This window comes from Rossellomorea sp. NS-SX7 (genome assembly GCF_052828565.1).
The window spans coordinates 4,120,739-4,138,205 of record NZ_CM128249.1; the positions used below are offsets into that span (position 1 = coordinate 4,120,739).

A 17,467-nucleotide genomic window follows, 5' to 3' on the forward strand; every position below is an offset into this window, starting at 1 on the left:
CCTTCAATTGAATATTCGTCTGGTGATAATGGCGAAGAGGTCACACCCGTTCCCATGCCGAACACGGAAGTTAAGCTCTTCAGCGCCGATGGTAGTTGGGGGCTCTCCCCCTGTGAGAGTAGGACGTCGCCAGGCAAATAGGAAAAGCAGCTCATAGGAGTTGCTTTTTTGTGTTGATTCAAGTTCGTTAGGTTTTGGATTGTGAGTGGTTTTGAAAAATTAAGTATAGAAATTGAAAAAATATCTGGTTTTTTGAAAAAATATGGCCAGGAATTAAAAAAATAATCATCAGTTTTGAAAAAAGTCTCCTCATTGCCAAAAGACACAACTTCGAATGATTCCTAAATCAATGTATCTTAATCATTTCATTGAAAATCATCAAACTTTTCCCTTTTTAAGCCCTTTAATTTGTCTATTGTTAATAAAAACCCTCGTTCTTGCTGAAAAAGCAAGTCATGTTCTTCTTAATACGTAAGTATTTCATTCAAATCTCAAGAAATTGAATACCAGGTTGGATGCCACATCCGATATACAATCAAAAAGCCTCAAACCCCAAACCCTAACAAACCTGTAAAGACACCCCCTAGTAAACCCTTAATCTTCCGTTAACTTTCCAGCCCAACCAACATACAATACCTTAGGCTGAAGGAAAGGATCTTAAAACAAACTCAGGTAAACTCCTTTTCATACGTTTAAAAGTTTTCCAAAACAGGAAAACTTCTAAGGGTAAGTTCACAATTGCAAAGTTCATTTCCCGATTGTATAATTATAGTCAAATATAGTCAAAGTCAAAATGAGGAGGAGGTTTGATGAGGAACATTTCCGACATCATCGAGAGTTATTTGAAGAATGTTTTGGAACTGAGTGAAAGTGAAATAGTAGAGATAAAACGAAGCGAAATAGCTGATAAGTTTCAATGTGTTCCTTCTCAAATTAATTATGTGATCAATACCCGTTTCACGATTGAAAGAGGGTATGTGGTTGAAAGTAAACGTGGCGGCGGGGGTTATATCCGGATTATGAAGGTGAAAGCCCATGACCAGGTCCATCTTATAGATCAGTTGGTATCGCTTGTGACGAAAGCAATCAGTCAGAATACAGCTGCAGATATTATTTTCAGGTTAGTGGAAGAAGATATCATTTCGGAACGTGAAGCCAAGATTATGCTGAGCGTCATGGATCGTTCAGTGATCATGGTGAACCTGCCTGAAAGAGATGTGCTTCGGGGGAGAATGTTGAAGGCTATGCTGGATAGCCTGAAGTATGAGTAAGGGTTGAGAGGTGAGTTGGATGATTTGTCAAGAGTGTAATGAGAGGCCTGCTACTCTTCATTTCACTAAGGTAGTGAATGGGGAGAAGACAGAAGTGCATTTATGTGAACACTGCGCCCAGGATAAGGGAGATAAGTTTATGTTTGATACTTCGCCTGGATTTTCCGTGAACAACTTATTGGCAGGTCTTCTTAATATATCTCCTGCGTTCAAGCAGGCGAAAACGTCAGAAATTCCTCAGCAGGAAGTGCTGCAGTGTGAAAAATGCAAGATGACGTTTCAGCAGTTCATCAATGTCGGACGGTTTGGATGTTCTCACTGTTATGAGACCTTCAAATCACAACTGGATCCCATTTTGAAACGAGTGCACAGCGGCAATGTCGAGCACCATGGGAAAGTTCCTGAGCGTATGGGCGGAGCCATCCACTTAAAGAAAAGGATCCTTCAATTGAGGACAAATTTGCAAACATCAATCGAAAATGAAGAGTTTGAGCAAGCAGCCGAGATCAGAGATGAAATCCGCTCCCTGGAGAAAGAGGTTAAGAACGAGGGAGGAGATGCTGAATGAGCCTGGAGAAATTTTTGAGTAATGCCGTCAGCTCCTGGATGAATGAAGAAGGTCCGAAATCGGATATTGTACTCAGCTCTCGGGTGCGGCTGGCCCGTAATTTCACCGATTTCCGCTACTCCACCTTATATTCTGCAGAAGAAGCAAAAGAAATCGTCAGCAGGGTAAGGGATAAGGCCCATTTATACCCAAAAGATCTTGGTGAGTTGGAATTTCTGGCTACGAATGAGATTCAACCTCTTCAAAAAAGGGTATTGATGGAGAAACACCTGATCAGTCCTAATTTAGCGGAAAATGAAAAAGACGGTGCAGTGCTTTTATCAAATGAAGAAGATGTAAGCATTATGATAAACGAAGAAGATCATATTCGAATACAGTGTTTATTCCCGGGTCTGCAATTGAACGAAGCGTTGAACCGGGCCAATGAAATTGATGATTGGTTTGAAAGTGAATTCAATTATGCGTTTGACGAGAAACATGGATACTTAACGACATGTCCGACAAATGTTGGAACAGGATTAAGGGCTTCTGTCATGATGCACCTTCCAGGTCTTGTGCTGACCCAGCAGCTGAACCGTATCATTCCCGCCATCAATCAGCTGGGGCTGGTTGTAAGGGGGATTTACGGAGAAGGCAGCGAAGCATTGGGAAACATTTTTCAAATATCGAATCAGATTACATTAGGTAAATCAGAAGATGATATTGTGGAAGATTTATTGAGCGTCGTAAAGCAGATCATCGACAAAGAAGAGTCTGCCAGGGATGCATTGGTCAAGACTTCGAACATACAATTAGAAGACAGAGTGTTCCGCTCACTGGGAGTACTTGAACACAGCCGCATCATCGAATCCAAGGAAGCAGCGAAATGTTTATCGGATGTGAGGCTTGGAATCGATTTAGGATACATCAAAAACATATCCAAGAATATATTGAATGAACTAATGATTTTGACTCAGCCGGGATTTCTTCAGCAATACTCGGGAGGACCGCTTAGACCAAATGAAAGAGATATAAGAAGGTCTTCTTTGATAAGAGAGCGAATTAAATTAGATAAAGACGCATGTGAGGAGGAAGAATAATATGATGTTTGGTCGATTTACAGAAAGAGCACAAAAGGTATTGGCATTGGCACAAGAAGAAGCGATCCGCTTGGCACACAGTAATATTGGTACTGAACATATTTTATTGGGACTTGTCCGTGAAGGTGAAGGGATTGCGGCGAAGGCCTTGACTGCACTGGGGCTCAGCCCGGAGAAGATTCAGAAGGAAGTAGAAGGTCTGATCGGTAAGGGTACCGAGAAATCTCAAACCATTCATTATACACCTAGAGCGAAGAAGGTCATCGAACTGTCGATGGATGAGGCACGTAAGCTGGGCCACTCATATGTAGGTACTGAACATATTTTACTTGGATTGATCCGTGAAGGAGAAGGCGTGGCAGCGAGAGTGCTCGGAAACCTAGGTGTCAGCTTGAATAAGGCGAGACAGCAGGTTCTGCAGCTGCTTGGGAGCAATGATTCCAATAATCATCAAGGCGGAGGCAATGCAAACGCGAATACCCCGACACTTGACAGTCTGGCACGTGATTTGACGGCGATTGCTCGTGAGGGAAGTCTTGATCCCGTGATTGGAAGAAGCAAAGAAATTCAACGTGTGATAGAGGTATTAAGCCGCCGTACGAAAAATAACCCTGTGCTGATCGGGGAACCCGGTGTCGGAAAGACGGCCATTGCCGAAGGATTGGCACAGCAGATCATTGCCAATGAAGTACCGGAAATTCTCCGTGACAAGCGCGTCATGACGCTTGATATGGGTACAGTTGTTGCCGGTACGAAATACCGCGGTGAATTTGAAGACCGTTTAAAGAAAGTGATGGATGAAATCCGTCAGGCAGGGAATATCATCCTGTTTATCGATGAGCTTCATACCTTGATCGGTGCAGGAGGGGCAGAAGGAGCGATTGACGCGTCCAATATCTTAAAGCCGTCCCTTGCACGCGGAGAACTTCAATGTATCGGTGCTACGACACTTGATGAGTACCGTAAGTATATTGAAAAGGATGCAGCGCTCGAGCGCCGTTTCCAGCCTATTCAAGTGAATGAGCCGACTGCTGAAGAGTCCATCCAGATTTTAAAAGGGCTTCGTGACCGTTATGAAGCGCATCACCGTGTATCAATCACGGATGAAGCGATCGATGCCGCAGTCAAGTTATCCGACCGTTATATTTCAGACCGGTTCCTGCCGGATAAAGCGATTGACTTAATCGATGAGGCAGGGTCGAAAGTGCGCCTGCGTTCATATACGACTCCCCCGAATTTAAAAGAGCTGGAATCAAAGCTTGAGGAGATTCGCAAAGAGAAAGATGCAGCTGTTCAGAGTCAGGAATTCGAAAAGGCTGCTTCGTTACGTGATACAGAGCAGAAGCTGCGCGAAGAGTTGGAAGAAACGAAGAACACTTGGAAAGAAAAGCAAGGCCAGGAGAATACAGAAGTAACCGTGGAAGATATTGCGACAGTCGTTTCGAACTGGACCGGAGTACCTGTATCCAAACTTGCCCAAACAGAAACAGACCGACTGTTGAAGCTGGAAGAAATCCTCCATTCACGTGTAATCGGTCAGTCTGAAGCGGTAGTGGCTGTTTCCAAGGCAGTACGGCGTGCCCGTGCAGGCCTGAAAGATCCTAAGCGTCCAATCGGTTCCTTCATCTTCCTGGGGCCGACTGGTGTAGGGAAAACAGAGCTTGCCCGCGCATTGGCTGAATCGATGTTTGGTGATGAGGAAGCGATGATCCGGATCGATATGTCCGAGTACATGGAAAAACACTCCACTTCACGGCTTGTCGGATCACCTCCAGGGTATGTAGGCTATGATGAAGGCGGACAGCTGACGGAAAAAGTACGACGCAAGCCATACTCCGTCATCCTGCTGGATGAGATCGAAAAGGCTCACCCTGACGTCTTCAATATCCTTCTGCAAGTTCTGGAAGATGGACGACTAACAGATTCGAAAGGCAGAACGGTCGACTTCAGGAATACAGTGCTTATCATGACATCGAACGTCGGTGCACAGTCTCTTAAGAGCAATAAATATGTTGGATTCAACATTCAGGATGGAAAACAGGATTACAAAGATATGAAAGGGAAGGTTATGGAAGAGCTTAAGAGAGCATTCCGTCCGGAGTTCCTGAACCGTATCGATGAAATCATCGTATTCCACTCATTAGAAAAAGATCATTTAAAAGAAATCGTGACGCTTATGTCCGATCAGCTTACAAAACGTTTGAAGGAGCAGGATATCCACATCGAATTGTCAGCCTCTGCGAAGGAAAAGATCGCAGATGAAGGATTCGACCCGGAATATGGGGCACGTCCGCTGCGCCGTGCGATTCAAAAGCATGTCGAAGATAAACTGTCAGAAGAGCTTCTGAGAGGGAAAGTCCTGACGGGTCAAAGCATTGTGATCGATGTCGAGGATAAAGAATTTGTAGTGAAGGTAAAAGAAGAAGCTAATTCTGCTACCTGATCATCTATTGAAAAGAGGTACACGTATTTGTATGGCGTGTACCTCTTTTTTATAATTGCTTCGGGTAAAAACTTTGTGTGGTTTTAACAGGTACAAGCTGTTGATTGGAGTCGAAAGCACCCATACATAAACAAGAAGGGCTTTTCATTGAAAGCCTTACATAAAATCGTTACAATCAATCCAACAAGGATTGGTATGAATCAACAATAGATAAAATAGAGTAGAAGAGGAGAAGAAGTAATTTGGCAAAGAAAAAAACGAAATTTGTATGTTCATCGTGTGGATACGAGTCGGCTAAATGGATGGGAAAGTGTCCAGGCTGCGGTGAATGGAACTCCATGGTCGAAGAGGTTGCCATCACAGGCAAACAGCCGAGGGCAGCGTTTATGCATAGTGAGAAAACCGGGCCTTCCAAGGCAGAAAAGTTGTCCTCCATTGAAACCCGGCAGGAACCGCGGGTGTTAACCGATTCCAGGGAACTGAACCGGGTACTTGGCGGCGGGGTTGTTCCCGGATCGCTGGTTTTAATAGGAGGAGATCCGGGTATAGGGAAATCTACTTTGCTTCTTCAGGTATCCTCGCAGCTTGCGAGGCAAAATCAGAAAGTCTTGTATATATCCGGAGAAGAATCGATTAAGCAGACAAAATTAAGATCGGATCGTTTAAATATTAAAGGCGATGAATTATATATCTACGCAGAAACCAATTTAGAGTCCATTCATCAAACGATTGAGCATCTGTCTCCTGACTTCGTGATCATTGACTCTATACAGACGATTTATCATCCTGAAGTGACGTCTGCCCCGGGCAGTGTTTCACAGGTGCGTGAATGTACTGCAGAGCTGATGAGAATCGGAAAAACGAAAGGCATTGCCATCTTCATTGTAGGGCATGTTACTAAAGAAGGTTCGATTGCAGGACCGAGACTGCTCGAACATATGGTGGATACCGTTTTATATTTTGAGGGGGAGCGCCATCATTCTTATCGTATTTTAAGGGCCGTGAAAAATAGGTTTGGTTCTACGAATGAGATGGGGATTTTTGAAATGAAAGAGTTTGGTTTGGAAGAAGTAGCGAATCCGTCAGAGATTTTCCTTGAGGAGCGTTCCGAGGGGGCTACGGGTTCCACCGTGGTTGCCTCGATGGAAGGGACTCGGCCGGTACTCGTCGAAATACAGGCTTTGGTTACGCCGACAAGCTTCAATAATCCCCGCCGGATGGCGACAGGGATCGATCATAGCCGCGTTTCTCTAATTATGGCTGTATTGGAGAAGCGGGTGGGTATGCTTTTACAGCAGCAGGATGCCTATCTAAAAGTGGCCGGAGGAGTAAAGCTTGATGAGCCGGCGATTGACTTGGCCGTTGCCGCGAGTATCGCCTCCAGTTTCCGTGATAAAGCATCCAATCCCCATGATTGTATTATAGGTGAAGTCGGGCTGACCGGGGAAATCAGGAGAGTGTCAAGAATCGAACAACGGGTTCAGGAAGCAGCGAAATTAGGGTTCAAGCGTGTGATCGTTCCTCAAAATAACTTGAGCGGATGGCATCCGCCGTCTGATATTAATGTAGTGGGAGTAGCCACGATAAACGAAGCACTGGCCCTTATTTTAGGAGGATAAGGTATGGAAGAGAGAAAAACTGAAAAATCGATATCGGATATTCTGCAATTTGTCGCTCCGGGAGCTCCGATCAGAGAGGGAATAGATAATGTGCTCCGGGCAAAAACGGGAGGTCTGATTGTTGTCGGCTACAATGAAAAAGTGAGATCCGTCGTAGATGGAGGTTTTCATATCAATTGCTCCTTTTCCCCGAGCTATCTTTATGAGCTTGCAAAAATGGATGGAGCCATCATCTTAAATGAAGCCGGTACGAAGATTCTTTTTGCAAATGCACAATTGGCTCCGGATGTTTATGTGCCTTCTACCGAAACCGGAATGAGGCACCGGACAGCAGAAAGGGTTGCGAGACAGACGAATGCCCTTGTCATTGCGATTTCACAAAGACGAAATGTCATCACCCTTTATCAAGGGAATTTCCGGTATGCCCTCAAGGATATTTCGGTTATTTTAACAAAGGCGAATCAAGCGATACAGACGCTTGAGAAGTACAAGGTCGTGCTTGATCAGAGTATTTCCAATCTGTCAGTCCTTGAGTTTGAAGAACTTGTCACTCACAGTGATCTTCTTCAGGTTCTTCACCGATTTGAAATGGTCCTTCGGATCAAAAATGAACTCTTGACCTACCTGAGTGAACTCGGAACGGAAGGAAGGCTGATCCGCCTGCAGATGAATGAACTGCTCGCGGATATTGAAGAGGAAGCGATGCTCATCATCAGGGATTATGCTCAAGATCGAGATATCAAGCCATTTGAAGTATTATATAAATTCCAGGAGCTTGTCCATTCAGAGGTACTCGATGATAATGTCTTGCTGAAACTGCTCGGTTACCAAGGATACGTACATCACGATGATTCCATTTTCCCCAGAGGATACCGCGTATTGAATAAGATCCCGCGCCTGCCGGTCGTCATCATTGAGAATTTGATTACAGAATTCGAGACGCTGCCTAAGGTATGCAGTGCGTCTGTCGATGAGCTGGATGAAGTGGAGGGCATCGGAGAAGTGAGGGCAAGAAAGATCAAGGAAGGGCTGAAGCTCATAAAAGAACAGACGTTTGCAGACCGGCAATTATAGAGGCTAGTCAAAAAGACCCTGTTATGATACAATGGAATCTTTTTCAAAAAATTGACAGTTTGATGTGGACATGTTAGCCTTTTTTTATAGACCGTCATTATGATTGGGCTATCTGTATCAAATATATTTCTTTTCGGTTAAGTTCATGAAGTTTTCCGAATTCAAACGTTTTAAAAATAGTAAATTGTTTATAATGAGTAGGAGGAGGTGAGGGAATGTTAAAAAATATCGTTAAAGCGTGCTTCCTTATTGTAGGCGGGACACTGGGGATCTTTCTGCTTCCCGAATTGTTAACCGTAATAAACTTATCAGACATTCCTTTGATTAATAACCCTTATATGACTGCCATATTTGGTGCCATTATCTTTTATATTCTTACGTTTTGGGCAGTCGAGTACGTGGTCAACTTCGTAAAGTGGTTTGAAGATAGTCTCGTGAAGGCGCCTGTCACAGATTTATTATTTGGAAGTTTAGGTTTGATTCTTGGCTTATTTGTTGCGTATTTATTTGGAATTCCCTTTAACCAGATGGAAATTCCGATCGTCAATACGGTTGTTCCCATCCTATTGACATTGATTCTTGGTTATTTAGGATTTCAGGTTGGTTTTAAAAAGAGAGATGAACTGATGAACCTTTTTCCGGCCGCAGGCAAGGGAAAGAAAAAGGGTGCAGAAGATGATCTTGAAGAAAACGCCGTAAAAACGCTGAAAATCTTAGATACAAGTGTGATCATTGACGGCCGTATCGCTGATATTTGTCAGACTGGATTCCTTGAAGGGATCGTGGTCATCCCCCAATTCGTCTTGGAGGAGCTTCAGCATATTGCCGATTCATCAGATGTATTAAAACGCAACCGCGGGCGAAGAGGTCTTGATATCTTAAATCGGATACAAAAAGAACTTCCAGTCGAGGTTCAGATTTATGAAGGAGACTTCGAAGAAATCCAGGAAGTCGATTCAAAGCTTGTGAAGCTGGCCAAGCTTACAAATGGAATTGTGGTGACGAATGACTTCAACCTCAATAAAGTCTGTGATCTTCAAAGTGTACAAGTGTTAAACATCAACGACCTGGCGAACGCAGTCAAACCTGTCGTTCTGCCTGGAGAAGAATTAAAGGTGCAAGTGATCAAAGATGGTAAAGAACATAACCAAGGCATCGCTTACTTAGACGACGGAACGATGATCGTAGTCGAAGAAGGCCGCAACTACATCGGCAAATACATCGATGTCCTCGTAACAAGCGTCCTGCAAACATCAGCAGGCCGAATGATCTTCGCCAAACCCAAGCAACTGGAAAAAGCACTATAAACAGCTTTAATCAAGTCAGTCTGAAAGGTATTCCAATCTTTCAGGCTGGCTTATTTTATACTCAAGTATTCAGTAAAGGCATGTATCTTGTATTGAAACAAATGCATTTATAGTTCTAAATAAAGACTATTGTTTAAGTAAAGGGACTATCCAGCTATTGATTGGAGTGCAAGACGAAGACTCCTGCGGGAGAAGCGGGTTAGGTGAGACCCCGCAGGAGCGCAGCGACGAGGAGGCTCACCAACCGCCCGCGGAAAGCGAAGTCTTGCACGGAAATCAAAAGCGGTGATTTAAGGGGTCTCTTTGTATTACAATCTTAATAAAGAACATTGAAAATAATCTTTTGAACACCAATCATCTTTGCCCTGACTCCTCCAATACGGTAAGCTATAATAAAGATTGACAAACGAAAGAGTTAAAGGAGTTAACGCATGGAGTATCAAGTCGTCATCCCTGCTGCCGGACAAGGAAAGAGAATGAAAGCAGGTAAAAATAAATTGCTGCTTGAGCTGGATAGCTGCCCTGTCATCATCCATACACTGAGGGTGTTTGATCAAGATCCATCCTGCAAAGGCATCTATTTAGCCATCCACCCGGGTGATCGTGAAGCGCTCCAAAAATTGATCCAGCGCTACAACATCCAAAAGGTTGTTAAACTCGTCGAAGGTGGAGAAGAACGTCAGCACTCTGTATATAATGCATTGCTTGAGATAGATCACGAAATCGTTCTTGTTCACGATGGAGCAAGACCATTTATTAAACCAACGATGATCCATCACCTCGTGAAAGAGGCGAAATCTTCAGGAGCGGCTATTGCAGCTGTCCCGGTGAAAGATACGATCAAGAAAGTAAAGGGTGGAGTGGTCGAAGAAACGGTTGAACGCTCAAGCTTGTGGATGGTTCAGACCCCGCAGGCTTTTCGTGTTTCGTTATTGAAACGCGCACATCGGGAAGCGGCTGAGGCTGAGTTCCTTGGCACAGATGACGCTTCCCTCGTAGAAAGGCTGAACATCGATGTTTCGGTCGTTGAGAGTGATTACGATAATATAAAACTGACGACACCCGAGGATTTGTATTTTGCAGAAGCCATTGTAAAGAAGCAAGAGGAAATGAGTGGAGGAAACTAATATGTTTAGAATCGGACAAGGTTTTGATGTACATCAATTAATAGAAGGCAGACCATTGATCATGGGCGGAATCACCATTCCTTATGAAAAAGGATTACTGGGTCACTCAGATGCGGACGTCCTGCTGCACGCAGTAGCGGATGGATGCTTAGGGGCAATCGCAGCAGGTGATATCGGAAAGCACTTCCCGGACACTGACCCTGAATTCAAGGATGCCGATTCTGCCAAACTTCTGCAGCACGTTTGGATGCTTGTGAAAGATGAAGGTTATGAGCTTGGAAACATCGATTGCACCATCATCGCCCAAAAGCCCAAAATGGCCCCATATATCGATCAAATGAGGGAGCGTATCGCCGAACTGTTAGAAGCCGATATCACCCAGGTCAACGTAAAGGCAACCACATCGGAAAAACTAGGTTTCACCGGACGGGGAGAAGGAATCGCCGCGCAGACGACGGTTTTGATTAAAAAGAAATAACCACACAAAATCCGCTTTATTCCCTCTCACAACGGTGTTAAAATAAGCAGAGGATTTATGCACGTATCTAAAGGAGGAAACAATCATGACAAATGAAGTTCGTGTTCGTTATGCCCCAAGTCCAACGGGACATTTACATATCGGTAACGCAAGAACAGCCCTATTCAACTATCTATTTGCCAGAAGCGTAAACGGCAAATTCATCATCCGTATTGAAGATACAGATAAAAAGAGAAACATTGAAGGCGGCGAAGAGAGCCAGCTGAAATACCTTCAATGGCTTGGCATCGATTGGGACGAAAGTGTCGACAAACCAGGTGAATATGGTCCATACCGCCAATCTGAACGTAACCATATCTATGAGCAGTATTTGAACGAGCTGTTAGAAAGCGGGCAGGCATATAAGTGTTATTGCACCGAAGAAGAGCTTGAAGCTGAACGTGAAGCGCAGACTGCTGCTGGTCAGATGCCCCGTTATTCCGGCAAATGCCGTAATTTAACGACAGAAGACCAGGAACGCCTGGCTGCGGAAGGCCGCCAGCCGAGCATTCGTTTCCGAGTGCCTGCAGGCAAAGTGTACACTTTCAATGATATCGTGAAAGAAGATGTATCATTCGAATCCGATGGAATCGGAGACTTTGTTATTGCGAAGAAGGACGGAACACCTACGTATAACTTTGCGGTAGCGGTGGATGATTATTTGATGAAGATCTCTCACGTCCTTCGCGGGGAAGACCATATCTCGAATACGCCGAAGCAGCTGATGATTTTTGAAGCACTTGGGTGGGAAGCACCTGTATACGGTCATATGACGCTGATCGTCAATGAAAGCCGTAAGAAGCTGAGTAAGCGTGATGAAAGCATCATTCAATTCATCGAGCAATACGAAGCGCTGGGGTATCTGCCTGAAGCGTTATTCAATTTCATTGCTCTATTAGGCTGGTCGCCTAAAGGAGAAGAAGAACTGTTCTCAAGAGAAGAATTCATCGAAATCTTCGATCCTGAACGTCTATCCACTTCTTCTGCCCTTTTCGATAACCAGAAGCTGACTTGGATGAACAATCAATACATGAAGAATCTTGAGCTTGACGAAGTAGTGGAACTTTCACTTCCACACCTGATCAAGGCTGGCAAGCTGGAAGAACCGATGACAGATGAGAAACGTGAATGGGCGAAAGGCGTCATTTCCCTATACCAGGAGCAAATGAGCTTTGGTGCCGAAATCGTGGAACTTTCCGAAATGTTCTTCAAGAAGGATCTTGAATACGATGTGGATGCAAAAGCCGTATTGGATGAAGAAGAGGTGCCGGAAGTACTTCAGGCTTTCCTGGAGGAAATCGATGCGCTTGAAAATTACGAAGCGGCTGAAATCAAAAAATCAATCAAAGCCGTACAAAAATCGACTGGCCATAAAGGGAAGAAGCTGTTCATGCCGATCCGTGTTGCGGTAACCGGACAGACACATGGACCTGAATTGCCGAATGCAATCGAGCTTTTAGGGAAAGATAAAGTAAAGCACCGTCTTCAAAGTCTTTTAGGTTAACATTTTCGAATAAATGTAATATAGTAAGAGTACCAATTCATTAATATTGATCGCGTTGATGAGGAGAAGTAAGAAAAGGACGCTTATTAGAGAGAACCATCACCGGCTGAAAGTGGTTTAAGCCTCTCCTTTTCTGAAATGCACCTCAGAGCCCGTTACTGAAATAAGTAGGTAATGGCGGTTTCCTGCCGTTAACAGGTCGAGGTGGAGAAGAGAGATTCTTCTCAATCAGAGTGGAACCGCGCTGCCTATGCGTCTCTGTCATTACAATGACAGGGGCGTTTTTTTATTTTCTAAGAAAGTATAACTTGAATTTGAGAAATGGCCAGCTCCAGCGCCTAGCCCCTCGAGACGTTTCGGTCCGCCGGGTGGAGTCAAAGAACGACTTCACTGGTCGGCCCAAGAGCGCTTGTCGGGGCTGAACAAGGCGCTTGCGCTTTTCTAGATAGGAGGGGAGAAGATGTTTAAGACATTCAAAGAAGACATAGATGTTGTATTTGAACAGGATCCGGCTGCCAGGAGTTATATTGAAGTAATTCTGACGTATTCAGGGCTTCATGCTATCTGGTCCCACCGGATCGCTCATGCGTTTTTTAAACGGAAGTTCTTTTTTCTGGCACGCTTGATATCCCAGATCAGCCGGTTCTTCACCGGGATTGAAATTCATCCCGGGGCGAAGATCGGACGCCGTTTTTTCATTGACCATGGTATGGGTGTGGTGATTGGGGAAACATGTGAGATAGGGGATAACGTGACGATCTTCCAGGGGGTGACCTTGGGCGGGACCGGCAAGGAGAAAGGAAAGCGTCATCCGACCATCCATGATAACGCGCTGATTGCAACCGGAGCCAAGGTTCTGGGCTCGATCATAGTGGGAGAAAATTCTAAAGTCGGTGCCGGATCTGTCGTGTTGAAGGATGTGCCGCCGGACTCGACGGTTGTCGGCATTCCAGGCCGGATTGTGATAAGGGACGGAGTAAAGGTGCAGAAAGATCTGAATCACAGCAATCTGCCCGATCCAGTATATGATCGAATGAAACAAATGCAGGAAGAAATCGATGAACTGAAAACACTACTGAAGGATTATGAGGGAAGGAGTCGATCATTGTGACGATTCGTTTATACAATACGTTGACGAGAAAGAAAGAGGAATTTCAACCGCTGGAAGAGGGTAAAGTGAAAATGTATGTGTGCGGGCCGACCGTATACAATTACATTCATATCGGAAACGCCCGTCCTGCCATCGTGTTTGATACAGTCAGACGCTATCTGGAATACAGAGGATATGATGTTCAATTTGTATCCAATTTCACGGATGTCGATGATAAGCTGATCAAAGCGGCGAATGAATTGGGAGAAGAAGTCCCGGCCATTGCCAAGCGTTTTATTGAAGCCTATCATGAGGACACGGGAGCGCTCGGGTGCAAAAAAGCCGATATCCATCCGACCGTAACGGAAAACATTGAAACAATCATCGACTTCATCTCAGCCCTTGTTGAAAAGGGGTATGCCTATGAGTCAAAGGGCGATGTTTATTACCGCACCAGAAAATTCGAAGGGTACGGCAAGCTGTCACATCAGCCGATTGATGAACTGAAAGCTGGGGCGCGTATCGATGTAGGGGATAAAAAAGAGGATGCCCTTGATTTTGTCCTATGGAAAGCGGCGAAGGAGGGGGAAATCTCCTGGTCCAGTCCATGGGGAGAAGGCCGTCCGGGCTGGCACATCGAATGCTCGGCCATGGCGAAACGTTACTTGGGTGACAGCATCGATATCCATGCGGGAGGACAGGATCTCACTTTCCCTCACCATGAAAATGAAATCGCACAATCTGAAGCTCTGACGGGCAAGCCGTTCGCCAAGTACTGGATGCATAATGGCTACATCAATATCGATAATGAAAAGATGTCTAAATCACTGGGTAATTTCGTATTGGTCCATGACATCATCAAAGAACAAGATCCTCAGGTTCTTAGATTCTTCATGCTGTCCGTGCATTACCGCCATCCGATCAACTACAATCTCGAGCTCCTGCAAAATGCCGGATCCGCTCTTGACCGGATCAAGACAGCTTATGAAAACCTTAAACACCGGAAGGAATCAAGTACAGACCTTACCGACCACAATCAAGAATGGCTGGATAAGGTGGCAGGGTTAAAAGAACAGTTCATCTCTGAAATGGATGATGATTTCAATACGGCAAATGGTATATCCGTCCTGTTTGAACTTTCCAAGCAAGCGAACTATTATCTGATGGAGAAGAATACGGCTGTAGAGGTCATTGATGCTTTCCTTCATCAATTCGAAGATTTCTTTGACGTGCTGGGTCTCAGCCTGCAAGCAGAAGCCGAGCTATTGGATGAAGAAGTGGAAGAGTTGATTGAAAAACGTATCCAGGCACGTAAAGACCGGGACTTCCAGCTGGCGGATGACATTCGTGATACATTGAAAGACATGAATATCATTTTAGAAGACACACCTCAGGGTACCCGCTGGAAGAGAGGATCCTGATGATATACGAAACAAATGAACGTATCGATGCCAAACAAATTAATGCGCTTGCCCTTGCGTATATGGGAGATGCCGTCTATGAGACGTATGTACGGCAGCTCCTGTTGACGAAGGGGAAAATCAAGCCGAACCAGCTTCATCGGGCGGCAACCAATTATGTGTCAGCGAAGGCCCAGGCCGCGATTTTGAAAAAGCTTTTTGATGAGGAGCGGTTGACCGAGGAAGAAATCAATATTGTCAAACGCGGGCGCAATGCTAAATCGGGAAGTATCCCTAAGAATACAGATGTGCAGACGTATAATCACAGTACGGCATTTGAAGCACTGATCGGATATTTATTTTTACTTAACCGCACAGAACGGCTGGAAGAGCTGATCAAGATTATTTTTGAACAGAAAGGAAAGGAGGAATAAGAAATGAGTAAAGACTTTATTGGTGGAAGAAACCCCGTCATAGAAGCATTAAAGTCGGGTAGGGAAATTAATAAAATATGGATTGCAGAAGGTTCGCAGAAGGGTTCGATCCAGCAGATCCTGGGTCTTGCGAAAGAGGCAAACGTGATGGTTCAATATGTTCCCAAGAGAAAGATCGAACAAATGGTAGCGGAGAATCATCAGGGAGTGGTTGCGTCGGTGGCTGCTTATAAATATGCAGAGATCGATGATATTTTTGATAAAGCTGCACAAAAAGGGGAGGATCCGTTCGTTCTCATCCTGGACGAGCTTGAGGATCCCCATAATCTTGGATCCATCATGAGAACAGCCGATGCATCAGGCGCACACGGGATCATCATCCCGAAACGCAGGGCGGTGGGCTTGACCTCAACCGTAGCGAAAGCTTCAACTGGAGCGATCGAACATATTCCTGTAGCCCGTGTCACCAATCTCTCGAGGGCGGTGGACGAGCTGAAGGAACGAGGTGTGTGGGTTGCCGGGACCGATGCAAAAGGCAAGCAGGATTACCGTCAGCTTGATGGGACATTGCCGATCGGACTCATCATCGGAAGTGAAGGGAAGGGAATGAGCAGGATTTTACGTGATAAGTGTGATTTCCTGGTTCAGCTTCCGATGACGGGCCATGTCACGTCATTGAATGCTTCGGTGGCAGCCAGTATCTTAATGTATGAGGTTTACCGCAATCGCCACCCGCTGGGAGAATAGTGAATAATGGATATTCTCCTTGTGGATGGATATAACATCATAGGTGCCTGGCCGGAACTGAATGAATTAAAGAAAAAGGATCTAGCAGCGGCCAGGGACCGGCTGGTCGAGCAAATGGCCGAATATCAGGGATATACCGGCTACCGGGTCATCGTGGTCTTTGATGCCTACTACGTGCAGGGAATCGCTCGCAAATACAATAATTATAAGGTGGAAGTATTATTTACAAGAGAAAATGAAACGGCGGATGAACGGATCGAGAAGCTTGCCATCGAACTCAGTAACATAAAAACCCAAATCCATGTGGCCACATCTGACTTCACTGAGCAGTGGGCAATCTTCGGTCAGGGGGCTCTCCGTAAATCTGCGAGGGAGCTTCTGACAGAAATAAAAGTGATTGAAAGAAAGATTGAGAGAAAAGTCCGGAAATCCGCTGACAACAAGCCTTCCTCCAAGATTCAATTGTCAGAGGAAGTTGCTGAAATTTTCGAAAAATGGCGCCGTGGAGAAGGATGAACGGTTGACGATTGAATTTTCTGTAATGTATAATATTTCTATCTATTGTTTTGCGCGGGGGGATGAGTGTGAGCAATATCATCAAGAAGGATACATTTACCAGTCGATTTGAAGGTATGGATGATGAAGAAATCATAGAAGCCGTCCATCTTGGGAATAGTGAAGCGCTGGACTTCCTGATCAAAAAGTATCGGAATTTTGTGAGGGCGAAAGCCCGTTCGTATTTTTTAATCGGAGCGGATAAAGAGGATATCGTACAGGAAGGCATGATTGGTCTTTATAAAGCCATCCGTGACTACAAGGAGGACAAGCTGACCTCTTTTAAAGCATTTGCCGAGCTTTGTATCACGAGGCAGATCATCACGGCGATCAAGACAGCCACTAGACAGAAGCATATACCGCTCAATTCTTATGTATCATTGGACAAGCCCATTTACGATGACGAATCGGACAGGACACTGCTCGATGTCATTTCAGGTGCGAAGGTGATGGATCCCGAAGAGCTGATCATCAATCGTGAAGAGTTTGATAACATGGAAGATAAGATGGCCCAGCTGCTCAGTGACCTTGAGAGGAAAGTCCTGGCACTTTATCTGGATGGACAATCATATCAGGAAATCTCGGAAGAATTGAACCGTCATGTCAAATCAATTGATAACGCTTTACAGCGGGTGAAGCGGAAGCTCGAGAGATATCTTGAGGTACGTGAAATAACGATGTAATTGTGTTATTGACACAAATTGGTGCCCGTGTTATTTTTGATAGGACTTA

Annotated in this window: 16 protein-coding genes, 1 rRNA gene and 1 other annotated feature; all 17 genes read left to right on the top strand. The window is 44.9% G+C overall.

Annotated elements, in window-relative coordinates; all coding sequences use genetic code 11:
* Window positions 1-18 precede the first annotated feature (18 nt).
* Window positions 19-135, top strand: a 5S ribosomal RNA gene (gene rrf, locus ACUXV2_RS20410).
* A 674-nt stretch (window positions 136-809) separates the two neighbouring features.
* Entirely contained in the window at window positions 810-1,271 is a 462-nt protein-coding gene (locus ACUXV2_RS20415) for a CtsR family transcriptional regulator (RefSeq protein ID WP_446244931.1), read from the top strand.
* A 19-nt stretch (window positions 1,272-1,290) separates the two neighbouring features.
* A complete protein-coding gene (locus ACUXV2_RS20420; protein ID WP_446244932.1) occupies window positions 1,291-1,839 on the top strand; it encodes a UvrB/UvrC motif-containing protein in 549 nt (182 codons plus the stop codon).
* Window positions 1,836-2,918 (top strand): protein arginine kinase, encoded by a 1,083-nt coding sequence (locus ACUXV2_RS20425; protein WP_446244933.1) that lies wholly within the window; start codon window positions 1,836-1,838, stop codon window positions 2,916-2,918. The genes ACUXV2_RS20420 and ACUXV2_RS20425 overlap by 4 nt, the downstream gene beginning before the upstream one ends.
* A gap of 1 nt (window position 2,919) precedes the next feature.
* Window positions 2,920-5,361, top strand: a complete 2,442-nt coding sequence (gene clpC / locus ACUXV2_RS20430) for an ATP-dependent protease ATP-binding subunit ClpC (RefSeq protein WP_446244934.1) — start codon at window positions 2,920-2,922, stop codon at window positions 5,359-5,361.
* Between the two features lie 242 nt (window positions 5,362-5,603).
* Window positions 5,604-6,980: a DNA repair protein RadA gene (radA, locus tag ACUXV2_RS20435; protein ID WP_446244935.1), complete on the top strand. Its 1,377-nt coding sequence runs from the start codon at window positions 5,604-5,606 to the stop codon at window positions 6,978-6,980.
* Between the two features lie 3 nt (window positions 6,981-6,983).
* Window positions 6,984-8,054, top strand: coding sequence for a DNA integrity scanning diadenylate cyclase DisA (gene disA, locus ACUXV2_RS20440; protein WP_446244936.1), 1,071 nt, complete (start codon window positions 6,984-6,986; stop codon window positions 8,052-8,054).
* A gap of 215 nt (window positions 8,055-8,269) precedes the next feature.
* Entirely contained in the window at window positions 8,270-9,361 is a 1,092-nt protein-coding gene (locus tag ACUXV2_RS20445; RefSeq protein WP_446244937.1) for a PIN domain-containing protein, read from the top strand.
* A 431-nt stretch (window positions 9,362-9,792) separates the two neighbouring features.
* Window positions 9,793-10,488: a 2-C-methyl-D-erythritol 4-phosphate cytidylyltransferase gene (gene ispD, locus ACUXV2_RS20450; protein ID WP_446244938.1), complete on the top strand. Its 696-nt coding sequence runs from the start codon at window positions 9,793-9,795 to the stop codon at window positions 10,486-10,488.
* A gap of 1 nt (window position 10,489) precedes the next feature.
* Entirely contained in the window at window positions 10,490-10,966 is a 477-nt protein-coding gene (gene ispF / locus ACUXV2_RS20455) for a 2-C-methyl-D-erythritol 2,4-cyclodiphosphate synthase (protein WP_446244939.1), read from the top strand.
* 85 nt (window positions 10,967-11,051) lie between these two features.
* Window positions 11,052-12,509 carry a glutamate--tRNA ligase gene (gene gltX, locus ACUXV2_RS20460; RefSeq protein ID WP_446244940.1) on the top strand — a complete coding sequence of 486 codons (1,458 nt, stop codon included), beginning with the start codon at window positions 11,052-11,054 and terminating at the stop codon, window positions 12,507-12,509.
* A gap of 46 nt (window positions 12,510-12,555) precedes the next feature.
* Window positions 12,556-12,772, top strand: a binding site (T-box leader).
* A 197-nt stretch (window positions 12,773-12,969) separates the two neighbouring features.
* A complete protein-coding gene (gene cysE, locus ACUXV2_RS20465) occupies window positions 12,970-13,620 on the top strand; it encodes a serine O-acetyltransferase (RefSeq protein WP_446244941.1) in 651 nt (216 codons plus the stop codon).
* On the top strand, window positions 13,617-15,020 hold the full coding sequence (gene cysS, locus ACUXV2_RS20470; RefSeq protein ID WP_446244942.1) for a cysteine--tRNA ligase: 1,404 nt from the start codon (window positions 13,617-13,619) through the stop codon (window positions 15,018-15,020). The genes cysE and cysS overlap by 4 nt, the downstream gene beginning before the upstream one ends.
* Window positions 15,020-15,433 (top strand): Mini-ribonuclease 3, encoded by a 414-nt coding sequence (locus ACUXV2_RS20475; RefSeq protein ID WP_446244943.1) that lies wholly within the window; start codon window positions 15,020-15,022, stop codon window positions 15,431-15,433. The genes cysS and ACUXV2_RS20475 overlap by 1 nt, the downstream gene beginning before the upstream one ends.
* Before the next feature lie 3 nt (window positions 15,434-15,436).
* A complete protein-coding gene (gene rlmB / locus ACUXV2_RS20480) occupies window positions 15,437-16,180 on the top strand; it encodes a 23S rRNA (guanosine(2251)-2'-O)-methyltransferase RlmB (protein WP_446244944.1) in 744 nt (247 codons plus the stop codon).
* A gap of 6 nt (window positions 16,181-16,186) precedes the next feature.
* Entirely contained in the window at window positions 16,187-16,696 is a 510-nt protein-coding gene (locus tag ACUXV2_RS20485) for an NYN domain-containing protein (RefSeq protein ID WP_446244945.1), read from the top strand.
* A 62-nt stretch (window positions 16,697-16,758) separates the two neighbouring features.
* A complete protein-coding gene (gene sigH / locus ACUXV2_RS20490) occupies window positions 16,759-17,418 on the top strand; it encodes an RNA polymerase sporulation sigma factor SigH (RefSeq protein WP_446244946.1) in 660 nt (219 codons plus the stop codon).
* Window positions 17,419-17,467 lie beyond the last annotated feature (49 nt).